12 protein-coding genes are annotated in these 12,608 nt (G+C 71.9%); 10 read left to right on the top strand and 2 right to left on the bottom strand.

The window, feature by feature from the left end; translation table 11 throughout:
* The first annotated feature begins 255 nt into the window (after window positions 1-255).
* Window positions 256-1,599: an allantoinase AllB gene (allB, locus tag AB0D48_RS06735; protein WP_362391520.1), complete on the top strand. Its 1,344-nt coding sequence runs from the start codon at window positions 256-258 to the stop codon at window positions 1,597-1,599.
* Between the two features lie 2 nt (window positions 1,600-1,601).
* On the top strand, window positions 1,602-2,735 hold the full coding sequence (alc, locus tag AB0D48_RS06730) for an allantoicase (protein WP_362391518.1): 1,134 nt from the start codon (window positions 1,602-1,604) through the stop codon (window positions 2,733-2,735).
* A gap of 185 nt (window positions 2,736-2,920) precedes the next feature.
* Here the strand turns inward: alc and AB0D48_RS06725 are convergent, their stop codons facing one another.
* Window positions 2,921-3,652 carry an SDR family oxidoreductase gene (locus tag AB0D48_RS06725; protein WP_362391516.1) on the bottom strand — a complete coding sequence of 244 codons (732 nt, stop codon included), beginning with the start codon at window positions 3,650-3,652 and terminating at the stop codon, window positions 2,921-2,923.
* A gap of 154 nt (window positions 3,653-3,806) precedes the next feature.
* Here AB0D48_RS06725 and AB0D48_RS06720 point away from each other — a divergent pair, with 154 nt between their 5' ends.
* The 3 genes from AB0D48_RS06720 to AB0D48_RS06710 all read left to right on the top strand — a co-directional run bounded on the left by AB0D48_RS06720 (window position 3,807) and on the right by AB0D48_RS06710 (window position 6,704).
* Window positions 3,807-4,427, top strand: coding sequence for a dihydrofolate reductase family protein (locus tag AB0D48_RS06720; protein ID WP_362391514.1), 621 nt, complete (start codon window positions 3,807-3,809; stop codon window positions 4,425-4,427).
* A gap of 182 nt (window positions 4,428-4,609) precedes the next feature.
* Window positions 4,610-5,461: a DMT family transporter gene (locus tag AB0D48_RS06715; RefSeq protein WP_362391512.1), complete on the top strand. Its 852-nt coding sequence runs from the start codon at window positions 4,610-4,612 to the stop codon at window positions 5,459-5,461.
* A 55-nt stretch (window positions 5,462-5,516) separates the two neighbouring features.
* Entirely contained in the window at window positions 5,517-6,704 is a 1,188-nt protein-coding gene (locus tag AB0D48_RS06710) for a cytochrome P450 (RefSeq protein ID WP_362391510.1), read from the top strand.
* Between the two features lie 74 nt (window positions 6,705-6,778).
* Here the strand turns inward: AB0D48_RS06710 and AB0D48_RS06705 are convergent, their stop codons facing one another.
* A complete protein-coding gene (locus tag AB0D48_RS06705) occupies window positions 6,779-7,783 on the bottom strand; it encodes a Gfo/Idh/MocA family oxidoreductase (protein ID WP_362391508.1) in 1,005 nt (334 codons plus the stop codon).
* A gap of 149 nt (window positions 7,784-7,932) precedes the next feature.
* Between AB0D48_RS06705 and AB0D48_RS06700 the strand changes: the two genes are divergently transcribed.
* The 5 genes from AB0D48_RS06700 to AB0D48_RS06680 are packed head-to-tail and all read left to right on the top strand — an operon-like array spanning window position 7,933 to window position 12,599.
* The gene (locus tag AB0D48_RS06700; protein WP_362391506.1) at window positions 7,933-8,943 is read left to right on the top strand and encodes a sugar ABC transporter substrate-binding protein; all 1,011 of its coding nucleotides are present in this window, start codon (window positions 7,933-7,935) and stop codon (window positions 8,941-8,943) included.
* Window positions 8,940-9,977 (top strand): ABC transporter permease, encoded by a 1,038-nt coding sequence (locus AB0D48_RS06695; RefSeq protein WP_362391504.1) that lies wholly within the window; start codon window positions 8,940-8,942, stop codon window positions 9,975-9,977. Before AB0D48_RS06700 ends, AB0D48_RS06695 begins: the two co-directional genes overlap by 4 nt.
* Entirely contained in the window at window positions 9,944-10,846 is a 903-nt protein-coding gene (locus AB0D48_RS06690) for an ATP-binding cassette domain-containing protein (RefSeq protein WP_362391502.1), read from the top strand. The genes AB0D48_RS06695 and AB0D48_RS06690 overlap by 34 nt, the downstream gene beginning before the upstream one ends.
* Window positions 10,843-12,012 (top strand): ROK family glucokinase, encoded by a 1,170-nt coding sequence (locus AB0D48_RS06685; RefSeq protein ID WP_362391499.1) that lies wholly within the window; start codon window positions 10,843-10,845, stop codon window positions 12,010-12,012. Before AB0D48_RS06690 ends, AB0D48_RS06685 begins: the two co-directional genes overlap by 4 nt.
* Window positions 12,009-12,599: a hypothetical protein gene (locus AB0D48_RS06680; RefSeq protein WP_362391497.1), complete on the top strand. Its 591-nt coding sequence runs from the start codon at window positions 12,009-12,011 to the stop codon at window positions 12,597-12,599. Before AB0D48_RS06685 ends, AB0D48_RS06680 begins: the two co-directional genes overlap by 4 nt.
* Window positions 12,600-12,608 lie beyond the last annotated feature (9 nt).

The following is a 12,608-nucleotide window of genomic DNA, read 5'->3' as shown; positions in this document are numbered from 1 at the left end:
GCGATGCCGTCCCCGCCGGTCAGAGACGGTTTGTCCGGGTGGCGGACGTCCTCGGGAAGTTACCCTCCCGACCTCCCGTGGCGGTAGCTACATTCTGTATGGCGAAATCTTAATTCCATCCTGTGGAAACCTCCAATTGCGGTCCGCGTGTGTCAGCGGTCCGTCCGGGCGCTCTTGACTGGCTCCGGATCGCCGTGAAGACTCCGTCAACAGAACGTTGAATTTCGCTCTGTGGAAGTAGATGGGGAGGTTCCGGTGGCCGACGTGGCTGTGGAACTGGTACTGCGCTCGACGCGCGTCATCACCCCCGAGGGGACGCGCGCCGCCTCGGTGGCCGTCGCCGCCGGGAAGATCACGGCCGTGCTGGCGTACGAGGCCGAGGTACCGGCCGGAGCCCGGCTGGAGGACTTCGGCGACGACGTCCTGCTCCCCGGCCTGGTCGACACCCACGTCCACGTGAACGACCCGGGCCGCACCGAGTGGGAAGGCTTCTGGACGGCCACCCGAGCCGCCGCGGCCGGCGGGATCACCACGATCCTCGACATGCCGCTCAACTCGCTGCCGCCCACCACCACGACCGACAACCTGCGCGTCAAGCAGGAAGTCGCCCGCGCGAAGGCGCACGTGGACGTCGGCTTCTGGGGCGGCGCCCTGCCGGACAACGTCAAGGACCTGCGCCCGCTGCACGACGCCGGCGTCTACGGCTTCAAGTGCTTCCTGTCGCCCTCCGGCGTCGACGAGTTCCCCGAGCTCGACCAGGAGCAACTCGCCGCCTCCCTGGCCGAGATCACCGGTTTCGGCGGCCTGATGATCGTGCACGCCGAGGACCCGCACCACCTGGACGCGGCCCCGGCCGTCCCCGGACCCAAGTACGCCGACTTCCTCGCCTCCCGCCCGCGCGACGCCGAGAACACCGCGATCGGGAACCTGATCGCCCAGGCGAAGCGGCTGAACGCGCGCATCCACGTACTGCACCTCTCGTCGAGCGACGCCCTGCCGCTGATCGCCGCCGCCAAGGCCGAGGGCGTCAAGATCACCGTCGAGTCCTGCCCGCACTACCTCACCCTCACGGCCGAGGAAGTCCCGGACGGTGCCAGCGAGTTCAAGTGCTGCCCGCCCATCCGCGAGGCCGCCAACCAGGACCTCCTGTGGGATGCGCTCGCCGACGGCACCATCGACTGCATCGTCTCCGACCACTCGCCCTCGACCGCGGACCTGAAGACCAGCGACTTCGCCACCGCGTGGGGCGGGATCTCCTCCCTGCAGCTGGGGCTCCCGGCGATCTGGACCGAGGCGCGCAGGCGCGGACGCACCCTGGAGGACGTCGTCCGCTGGATGTCCGCCGCCCCGGCGAAGCTCGCCGGTCTGACGCAGAAGGGCGCGATCGAGGTGGGCCGCGACGCCGACTTCGCCGTCCTGGCGCCCGAAGAGACCTTCACCGTGGACCCCGCGGAACTGCACCACCGCAACCGGGTCACGGCGTACGCGGGCAAGACCCTGCACGGCGTCGTGAAGTCCACCTGGCTGCGCGGCACGCAGATCGCCGACCACGGCACCCCGACCGAGCCCACGGGCCTCCTCCTCGAAAGGCAGAACTGACAGTGGCACAGCGTTCAACTGGACTGGCTTCCTTCACCGGTAACGCGAACCCGTACGGGGGTGGCGACCCGTACGCGGACTACCGCACCGCGGACTTCCCGTTCACCCAGTACGCGAACCTCGCCGCCCGCGAGCTGGGCGCCGGTGTCACCTTCGCCAACGACGAGTTCTTCGCCCAGCGCGAGAACCTCCTCATCGCCGAGGCCGCGCACTTCGACCCCGAGCACTTCGGCCACAAGGGCAAGATCATGGACGGCTGGGAGACCCGTCGTCGCCGCGGCGTCTCCGCCACCCAGCCGTGGCCGACCCCGGAGGACCACGACTACGCCCTGGTCCGCCTCGGCGCTCCCGGCGTGATCCGCGGCATCGTCGTCGACACCGCCCACTTCCGCGGCAACATGCCGCAGGCCGTCTCCATCCAGGGCACCAACTGGGAAGGCGCCCTCGCGCCGACCCCCGAGGAGCTCCTCGGCGACGACGTCAAGTGGACCACGCTGGTTCCGCGCACCCCGGTCGGCGGCCACGCGGCCAACGGCTTCGAGGTCACGGCCGAGCAGCGCTTCACGCACCTGCGCGTCAACCAGCACCCGGACGGCGGCATCGCCCGCCTGCGCGTGTACGGCGAGGTCGTCCCGGACCCGAACTGGCTCGCCACGCTGGGCACCTTCGACGTCGTCGCGCTGGAGAACGGCGGCTCGGTCCAGGACGCGTCCAACCGCTTCTACTCCCCGCCGACCAACACCATCAACCCGGGCCGCTCCCGCAAGATGGACGACGGCTGGGAGACCGCGCGCCGCCGCGACAACGGCAACGACTGGATCCGCTACCAGCTCGTCGCCGAGTCCGAGATCCGCGCCGTCGAGATCGACACCGCGTACCTCAAGGGCAACTCGGCCGGCTGGGCCTCGCTGTCGATCAAGACCGGCGAGGAGGGCGAGTGGACGGAGTTCCTGCCGCGCACCCGCCTGCAGCCCGACACCAACCACCGCTTCGTGCTGGACGCCCCGGCGGTCGGCACGCACGTCCGGATCGACATCTTCCCGGACGGCGGCTTCTCCCGCCTGCGCCTGCACGGCTCGCTGACGGAGGCCGGCGCGGCCGCGCACGCCGCCCGGCACCAGGAACTGGGCGGCTGACACCACCCCGCCGACTGCCCCGGGGGCCGACACCCCCGGGGCGCGCACGGCCCGAAGGGGCGCACCGTCGACGGTGCGCCCCTTCGGTTCATCGCGACCCGGGCCGCTCCCCCCGGACCTGCCCGCACGCCCCGCGAGGGCCCGCCCGCGAAGGGATGGACCGGTGAGGGCCGGCCCGGCGAGGGCTACGCCGCGTAGCCGCCGTCCACCGCGAACTCCGCGCCCGTCACGTACACGGAGTCCGGCCCGGCCAGGAAGGACACCATGGCCGCCACCTCCGGCGCCGTGCCGAACCGGCCGAGGGCCGTCATCGCCGCCTGCGGGTCCGCGTAGGGGCCGTCGGCCGGGTTCATGTCGGTGTCCACCGGGCCCGGGTGCACGAGGTTCGCGGTGATGCCGCGCCCGCCGAGCTCGCGGGCCAGCGCCTTGGTCAGCCCGGACAGCGCCGACTTGCTCATCGCGTACAGCGCGCCTCCGGGGCCCGGGACCCGCTGGGTCATGCAGCTGCCGACGGTGATGATCCGCCCGCCGGAGCCCATCCGCCCGGCCGCGGCCTGGGCCGTCAGGAACGCCCCCCGGACATTGACCGACAACACCCGGTCCACCTCGGCCAGGCCCAGCCCGTCGAGGGGCCCGAGTACGCCCACCCCGGCGTTGTTGACCAGGACGTCGATCCGCCCCAAGGCCCGTACGGTCTCCTCCACCGCCGCCACGGCCTGCGCCGCGTCGCCCGCATCGGCCCGTACGGCCAGCCCGCGCCGGCCGAGGGCCTCCACCTTGCCGACCACCTCGGCCGCCGCCGGCGCGTCGTGGACGTACGTGATCACGACGTCGAGCCCGTCCTCCGCCAGCCGCAGCGCGCTCGCCGCGCCGATTCCGCGGCTGCCGCCCGTCACCAGGGCCACAGAGCCGTTCATGGTGTCCTCCTCCGTTGAATGGTTGAAATGCGAGACGGTGATCGGGCGCTGGCGGGAATCGGACATGGAGTCTTCGCGCGCCGCACCGATGAGTCCGCGGCGGCCCGGGAGTCTGAACCTGCGTACGGAACGACCGAGCTAGGAGCGCAGAGCCATGGGCAAGCTGACCCTCACCACCTTCCTGACCCTCGACGGCGTGATGCAGGCCCCCGGCGGTCCGGAGGAGGACACCAGCGGAGGGTTCGCGTACGGCGGGTGGCTGGTGCCGTACGCGGACGAGGGCATGGGGGAGTTCGTCACCGAGGTCTTCGGCCGGACCGGGGCGTTCCTGCTCGGCCGGCGGACGTACGAGATCTTCGCGTCGTACTGGCCGCAGCACGACGACCCCGCCGACCCGGTCGCGGGCAAGCTGAACAGGCTTCCGAAGTACGTGGCCTCGACCACGCTCAAGGAGCCCGCCTGGGGCCCGGCCACCGTGCTCGACGGGGAGCACCTGCAGAGCGAGATCGTCCGGGTCAAGGACGCGCTCGACGGCGAACTGCAGGTGCACGGCAGCGGGCAGCTCGCGCAGTGGCTGCTGGCCCGCGACCTCGTGGACGAGCTGAACCTGCTCGTCTACCCGGTCTTCCTCGGCGCCGGGCGCCGGCTGTTCCCGACCGGCGGGCTGCCGACGGCCTGCGAGCTGACGGACTCCCGCACGACGTCGAGCGGCATCTCCATCCACACCTACCGGCCGACGGGCCGCGCCACCTTCGGCTCGTTCCTGGACGAATGAACGGGGCCACCGCCGGCCCGTAATGGGGTCGACCGGTCATGACCGGCGCCGGTACGGTGAGCCCGCACCCGTGCGAGCCGCCGAAGTCTCCACCCGCTTGCCGCCGTTGGAGACGCCCCCCGTGACCGTGATCTCGCCCGCACTCACCGCCCCCCCGCCGGGCCTGGTTCGCCGACCTGCCCGTGCTGGCCGTCGCCGTCGTATGGGGCGGCAGCTACCTCGCAGCCAAGGGCATCACGACCACGCAGACCGTGATCGGCGTGCTCGTGCTGCGCTTCGGGTTCGTCCTGCCCGTGCTGGCCGTGGCCGGGTGGCGGCGGCTGCGGGCGCTGACCCCCGCGCAGTTGCGCGGCGCCGGGCTGCTGGGCCTCGTACTCGGCGGGATCTTCCTGCTGGAGACCTACGGGGTCGTCCACACCTCGGCCACCAACGCCGGGCTGATCATCAGCCTGACCATGATCTTCACTCCGCTCGCCGAGGCCGCGGTGACGAGGCGGACGCCCCCGGCCGGCTTCCTCGCCGCCGCCGGAACCTCCATCGCCGGCGTCGTCCTGCTCACCCAGGGCGGGGGATTCACCGCACCCGGCCCCGGCGACCTGCTCATGCTCGGTGCCGCCCTCGCCCGGACCCTGCACGTCCTGCTCATGGCCCGCGTCAAGGCCGTCCAGGACGCCGACCCGCTCTCCCTGACCACCGTCCAGCTCGGCGGCGCCGTCCTCGTCTTCGCGCTGCTCGCGGGCGTGCCCGGGACCGGGGACGGCCCGTGGGCCGTGGCCGCAGGCTTCGGGGCGGCCGAGTGGGCCGGTCTGGTCTTCCTCTCCGTCTTCTGCACCCTCTTCGCCTTCTTCGTGCAGATGTGGGCCGTCCGCCGTACCTCGCCCTCCCGCGTCAGCCTGCTGCTCGGCACCGAGCCGCTGTGGGCGGCCGCCGCCGGCATCGCCATCGGCGGCGAGCACCTCGGCCCCCTCGGCCTCGCGGGCGCGGCCCTCGTGCTCGCCGGTACCGCGTGGGGACGCCGCGCCATCGGCGGATGAACGTTGTCCGAAACCGCTCCCGTCCGAGGTGAACAGCGGCCCTACGCTGGCCCCCATGCCAGTTCTGGACATCAGCAACCTCGCCGACGACTTCAACGAGAAGCCCTACGCGCACTACGCGCGGTTGAGGGAGAGCGGCCCCGTCCACCGCATCAAGACGGCGGACGGGGAGGAGATCTGGCTGATCGTCGGCCACGACGAGGCCCGCCAGGCCCTCGCCCACCCCGACGTGTCGAAGAACTGGCAGACCGCCGGCCTGTACGCCGACCGCACCACCACCACCCTCAGCACCAACATGCTCCGCTCCGACCCGCCCCACCACACCCGGCTGCGCCGCCTGGTGGCCCGTGAGTTCACCCACCGCCGGGTCGAGGCCCTGCGCCCCCGCGTCCAGCAGGTCACCGACGGGCTGCTCGACGCGATGGCGGCCCGTGCCGACCGTCGCGCCGATCTGATCGCGTCCTTCGCCGTACCGCTGCCGATGACCGTCATCTGCGAACTCCTCGGCGTGCCCGACCTCGAACGCGGCTCCTTCCGGAAGTGGTCCACCGAGATCGTCGCGCCGACGGGCGCCGAGTCCGAGACCGCCGCGCTGCGCGCCATGTCCGGCTATCTGGCCGAGCTCACCGACACCAAACGGGAGTCCCCCGGCGAGGACCTGCTCAGCGCGCTGATCCGGACCCGGGACGAGGACGGCGACCAGCTGTCCCCCGAGGAGCTCATCGGCATGGCGTTCCTGCTGCTGGTCGCCGGGCACGAGACCACCGTCAACCTGATCGGCAACGGCGTACGGGCGCTGCTCACGCACCCCGACCAGCTCGCGGCCCTGCGCGCCGATCCGGACGGGCTGATCGACGGCGCGGTGGAGGAGATGCTCCGCTACGACGGACCGCTGGAGAGCGCCACCTACCGCTTCGCCCGTGCCGACCTGGAGATCGGGGGCACCCTCATCGAGGCCGGCTCGCCCGTGCTGGTCTCCCTGGCCGGCGCCGACCGTGACCCGGCCCGGTTCACCGGGCCCGACGTCTTCGACATCCGCCGCAGCGGCCAGAACCACATGGCTTTCGGCCACGGCATCCACTTCTGCCTCGGCGCCCCGCTGGCCCGCATGGAGGGCCGCATCGCGATCCGGGCCCTGCTGGAACGCTTCCCCGACCTCACCGAGGTCCCGGACGCCGGCCCGCGCGAGTGGATCCCAGGCACCCTGATCCGGGGAGTGAAGCGGCTGCCGGTGCGCTGGTAGCCGTCTCCATGACAAGCCGCAGAAGCCGCAGAGCACGCAGGGGCCTCAGCAGTCGCACCGGCCGCGGAAGCCGCTCACAGATCCGGCAGCTCCTCCAGCCGGACCCGGCGCCGCTCCCGGCGCGAGAGCTCGCACGCCTCCGCGACCCGGAACGCGGCGAGCGCCTCCCGGCCGTCGCAGAGGTTCGGCCCCTCGCCGCGCACCAGGCGCACGAAGGCCGCCAGCTCCGCCTCGTACGCCGGGGCGAAGCGCTCCAGGAATCCCGTCCACGGCTTGCTGGCCGGGGGTGGGCCGTGCGGCTCGGTGGAGGCGATCGGCGTACGGTCGTCCAGCCCGGCGGAGACCTGGTCGAGCTCCCCGGCCAGCTCCATCCGCACGTCGTACCCGGCGCCGTTGATCCGGCTGCCGGTCGAGGTGACGAGCGTGCCGTCGTCCAGCGACAGCACGGCCGCCGCCGTGTCGATGTCGCCCGTCTCGCGGAACTGCGCCGGCCCCGCGTCCGACCCCGCCGCGTACACCTCCGTCACCTCGTGCCCGGTCACCCAGCGGACCATGTCGAAGTCGTGCACCAGGCAGTCCCGGTACAGGCCGCCCGAGGTCGCCAGGTACGGGGCGGCCGGCGGAGCGGGATCGGCCGTCATCGTCCGTACGGTGTGCAGCCGCCCCAGGGCGCCCGAGCGGACCAGCTCCCGGGCCGTGCGGTAACCCGCGTCGAAGCGGCGCATGAAGCCCAGCTGGAGCACGCCGCGGCCGGCTTCCACCTCGCGCAGCGCGGCGAGGGTGCGGGCCAGGTCCGGAGCCACCGGCTTCTCGCAGAACACCGGCAGGCCGCCGCGTACCGCCCGTACGACCAGCTCGGCGTGGCCCTCGGTCGAGCAGGCCACGACCACCGCGTCCACGCCCCAGGTGAAGACCTGCTCCACGGAGGGCGCGGCGGTGGCCCCGAGCCGGTCGGCCAGGCGCGCCGCCCGCGCGGGGTCGGCGTCGGCGAGCAGGAGCGAACCCGCGTCCGCTTGGCGGGCCAGCGCCGCCGCGTGGAACGAGCCGATCCGGCCCGTCCCGATGAGCCCGATGCGCATGCACTCAACGTGACCCCGTACGGGGGACCTGTCAATCTGCCCGCGCATGCCCCGATGGCCCTTCATGGTCCACTGTGGCGGATACTGGGCGGCTGGAACCGGAATGACCGAATCATGACGGACGACGGACGAGGGAAGGACGCGGCGACGTGGCTAGGGTTCGGACAGGGGTGCGCGTCGTGGGCGCCGTGCTCGCGGCGGTACTGGGAGCCTCGCTCGCGGGCTGCAGCAGCACGGGCGGCAAGCGCGCCGAGGAGCGGGCGAAGGCCGCCGCGGCGGGCCGGCCGGCCGTGTCCACCCCGCGCTGGACCTTCGCGATGGTCACGCACGCGGGCGACGGCGACACCTTCTGGGACATCGTCCAGAAGGGCGCCAAGGAGGCCGCGGCGAAGGACAACATCAACTTCGTCTACGCCCACGACGACCAGGCACAACAGCAGGCGCAGTTCGTGCAGAACGCCATCGACCAGAAGGTCGACGGGATCATCGTGAGCCTCGCCAAGCCGGAAGCCCTCAAGGACGTCATCGCCAAGGCCGTCAAGGCAGGCATCCCGGTGGTCACGGTCAACTCCGGCTCCGCCCAGTCCGCCGAGTACGGGGCGCTGACCCACATCGGCCAGGACGAGGAGATCGCGGGCGAGGCGGTCGGCACCGAGCTGACGAAGCGCGGCCGCAAGAAGGCCGTCTGCGTCCTGCACGAGCAGGGCAACGTGGGGCACGAGCAGCGCTGCGCCGGGGCGAAGAAGACCTTCGGCGGCACGATGGAGAACCTGTACGTCGAGGGCACCAACATGCCCTCCGTCCAGTCGGCCCTCCAGGCCAAGCTCCAGGCCGACCCCTCCGTCGACGCGATCCTCACCCTCGGCGCGCCCTTCGCCCCCACCGCCGTCAAGGCGAAGGACGCGGCGGGCAGCAAGGCCGAGGTGGACACCTTCGACCTCAACGAATCCGTCGCCCGCGACCTGAAGTCCGGTGCCCTCGGCTTCGCCGTCGACCAGCAGCCCTACCTCCAGGGATACGAGGCGATCGACCTGCTCTGGCTCTACCGCTACAACGCGGACGTGCTCGGCGGCGGCCGCCCGGTGCTCACCGGACCGCAGATCGTCACGGCCGCGGAGTCGGCCAAGCTGGAGGAGTTCATCAAGCGGGGCAGCCGATGAGCACCGCCGCCCCCGCCGCCGACGAACGGCTCGCGCCGGCGTCCGTGGTCCGCAGGCTGCTGGGCCGCCCCGAGCTGGGCGCCGTGGTCGGTGCGGCCGCCGTCTTCGTCTTCTTCTCCTTCGCCGCCGACAGCTTCCTGCGGGCCTCCAGCCTCAGCACGGTGCTGTACTCGGCCTCCACCATCGGGATCATGGCCGTCCCGGTGGCCCTGCTGATGATCGGCGGCGAGTTCGACCTGTCCGCCGGTGTCATGGTCACCACCTCGGCGCTGGTGAGCTCGATGTTCAGCTACCAGATGACGGCCAACGTCTGGGTCGGCGTCCTGGTCTCCCTGCTGGTCACCCTGGCCGTGGGCTTCTTCAACGGCTTCATGCTGACCCGTACCAAGCTGCCCAGCTTCATCATCACGCTCGGCACCTTCCTGATGCTGACCGGCCTGAACCTCGGGTTCACCAAACTGATCAGCGGCTCCGTCTCCACCAAGAGCATCGCCGACATGGAGGGCTTCTCCTCCGCGCGCGCCCTCTTCGCCTCGCAGTGGAACATCGGCTCGGTCACCCTGAAGGTGACCATCCTGTGGTGGCTGGCCCTGGTCGCCGTCGCCACCTGGATCCTGCTGCGCACCCGCGCCGGGAACTGGATCTTCGCGGTGGGCGGCGGGGCCGACGCGGCCCGCGCGACCGGTGTCCCCGTCGTGAAGACCCGTATCGGCCTCTACATGGGCGTCGCCCTGTGCGCCTGGATCTCCGGCCAGCACATCCTCTTCTCGTTCGACGTGGTCCAGTCGGGCGAGGGCGTCGGCAACGAGTTCCTCTACATCATCGCGGCCGTCATCGGCGGCTGCCTGATGACCGGCGGCTACGGCTCCGCCATCGGCTCGGCGGTCGGCGCCTTCATCTTCGGCATGACCAGCAACGGCATCGTCTACGCCCAGTGGAACCCGGACTGGTTCAAGTTCTTCCTCGGCGCGATGCTGCTGCTCGCGACGCTGCTCAACGCATGGGTCCGCAAGCGGGCGGAGGAGAGCAAGTGACCGTGAAGGACGCGACCGCCCTGGTGAAGCTCACCGGGGTCAGCAAGTACTACGGGAACATCCGTGCTCTCCAAGGGGTCTCCCTGGAGGTCGCGGCGGGCGAGATCACCTGTGTCCTCGGCGACAACGGCGCCGGCAAGTCCACCCTCATCAAGATCATCGCCGGGCTTCACCAGCACGACGCCGGCTCCTTCGAGATCGAGGGGGAGGAGACCGTGCTCGCCAACCCGCGCGCGGCCCTCGACCGCGGCATCGCCACCGTCTACCAGGACCTCGCAGTCGTCCCGCTCATGCCGGTCTGGCGGAACTTCTTCCTCGGCTCCGAGCCGACCAGGGGCCGCGGCCCGCTCCGCCGCCTCGACGTGGACCACATGCGCGCGACCACCCGCGCCGAGCTGCTGCGCATGGGCATCGACCTGCGCGACGTCGACCAGCCCATCGGCACCCTGTCCGGCGGCGAGCGGCAATGCGTGGCCATCGCCCGCGCCGTGCACTTCGGCGCGAAGGTCCTCGTACTCGACGAGCCGACCGCCGCCCTCGGCGTCAAGCAGTCCGGCGTGGTCCTCAAGTACGTCGCCGCCGCCCGCGACGCGGGCCTCGGCGTGGTGCTGATCACCCACAACCCGCACCACGCGCACCTGGTCGGCGACCGGTTCGTGCTCCTCAAGCGCGGCACCATGGCGGGCAGCCACACCCGCGACTCGATCACCCTGGACGAGCTCACCCGGCAGATGGCGGGCGGCTCCGAGCTCGACGAACTGAGCCACGAACTGGAGCGAGTGGCAGAATCAGGCTCAGGCGCCGCATCCGGCGCAGCCGATCCGGATTCCGGTTCCACTTCCTCCGACAGGGGCGAGACGACTCGATGAGCACGTACCGGGACTTCACGCTCGCCCACCGCGGGTCGGCGCGAGGCACCGTCCTGCGGACCGTCGGGACCCGTGAGCGCCGGTCGCACCTGACCGCCCCGCGCGTCCCGACCGTCGGCATCGACATCGGCGGCACCAAGGTGATGGCCGGCGTCGTCGACGCCGACGGCGTCATCCTGGAGAAGATCCGCGCCGAGACGCCGGACAAGTCCAAGAGCGCCAAGGTCGTCGAGGACACCATCGTCGAGCTGGTGCTGGACCTCTCCGACCGGCACGACGTGCACGCGGTGGGCATCGGGGCGGCCGGCTGGGTCGACGCCGACCGCTCCCGCGTCCTCTTCGCACCCCACCTGGCCTGGCGCGACGAGCCGCTGCGCGACGCCCTCCAGTCCCGGCTCGCGGTCCCGGTCATGGTCGACAACGATGCCAACACCGCGGCGTGGGCGGAATGGCGCTTCGGCGCGGGGCGCGGCGAGGACCACCTCGTCATGATCACTCTGGGCACCGGCATCGGCGGGGCCATCCTCGAAGGCGGCCAGGTCAAGCGCGGCCGGTACGGGGTCGCCGGCGAGTTCGGCCACATGCAGGTCGTCCCCGGCGGCCACCGCTGCCCCTGCGGCAACCGCGGCTGCTGGGAGCAGTACAGCTCGGGCAACGCCCTGGTCCGCGAGGCCCGCGAGCTCGCCGCGGCCGACTCCCCGGTCGCGTACAACATCATCGCCAGGGTCGGCGGCAACGTCTCGGAGATCACCGGGCCGCTCATCACCGAGCTGGCCCGCGAGGGCGACGCCATGTGCGTCGAGCTGCTCCAGGACATCGGCCAGTGGCTCGGGGTGGGCATCGCCAACCTCGCCGCCGCCCTCGACCCGTCCTGCTTCGTCATCGGCGGCGGCGTCAGCGCCGCCGACGACCTGCTGATCGGACCCGCCCGGGACGCCTTCCGGCGCCACCTCACGGGCCGCGGCTACCGCCCCGAGGCCCGGATCGCCAAGGCCCAGCTCGGCCCCGAGGCGGGTATGGTCGGAGCCGCCGACCTCGCCCGGCTCGTCGCCCGTCGCTTCCGCCGCGCCACGCGCCGCCGGGTCGAGCGCTACGAGCGCTACGCGCAGCTGGGCCGGCGCCTCGCCACCGGCCCCACGGACTCCAAGGACCAGAACGAGCAGTGACCCCGCCCACCCTGCCCCACCAGGCGCCCGCCCCCGACGAGGGAGGCACGCCGCAGCCCGCCGCGGAGGACCGCGGGCACGTCGTCAAGCGCCGCTGGATCACCGCGATCATCATCCTGCTGCTGGTCGGCGTACCCGCGGGTTACCTCGCCGTCTCCACCCAGCAGAGCCGTGAGAGCGGCCGCGACAAAGCCGCCAAGATCGGCGCGTCCAAGGTGCGTCCCGGCTGGCCCTCGAAGGTGCAGCGCAGCATCTACGAGGTCCCCATCCCGCCCAAGGCCTGGCGGGTCGGGTTCCTGGAGACCAACAACTGGCGCACCAGCCGGCTCTTCACGGCGTTCGCGGTCACCCCCGCCGACCTGGACGCCTTCCTGGCCGACGTGGGCACCAGCCGGGATGCGCTGACTCCCGGGGTCGCGATCTCCCCGCACGACTCCGAGGTCGCGGGCTGGAGCTGGAGCCCGGACTCCACCTGGTACGAGATCACCCTGGAGCAGCCGGACCCGCGTCCCACCCGGGACATCACGGTCGACCTCACGAAGCCCGACCACCCCAAGGTCTACGTGGTGTCGACGACGACCCCGTAGCGGTGGGGA

Origin of the sequence: Streptomyces sp. NPDC048269 (assembly GCF_040652395.1) — a bacterium.
Taxonomy (GTDB): Bacteria; Actinomycetota; Actinomycetes; order Streptomycetales; family Streptomycetaceae; genus Streptomyces.
Note: the sequence above shows the minus strand (reverse complement) of the source record. Positions and strands in the feature narration are given on the sequence as shown.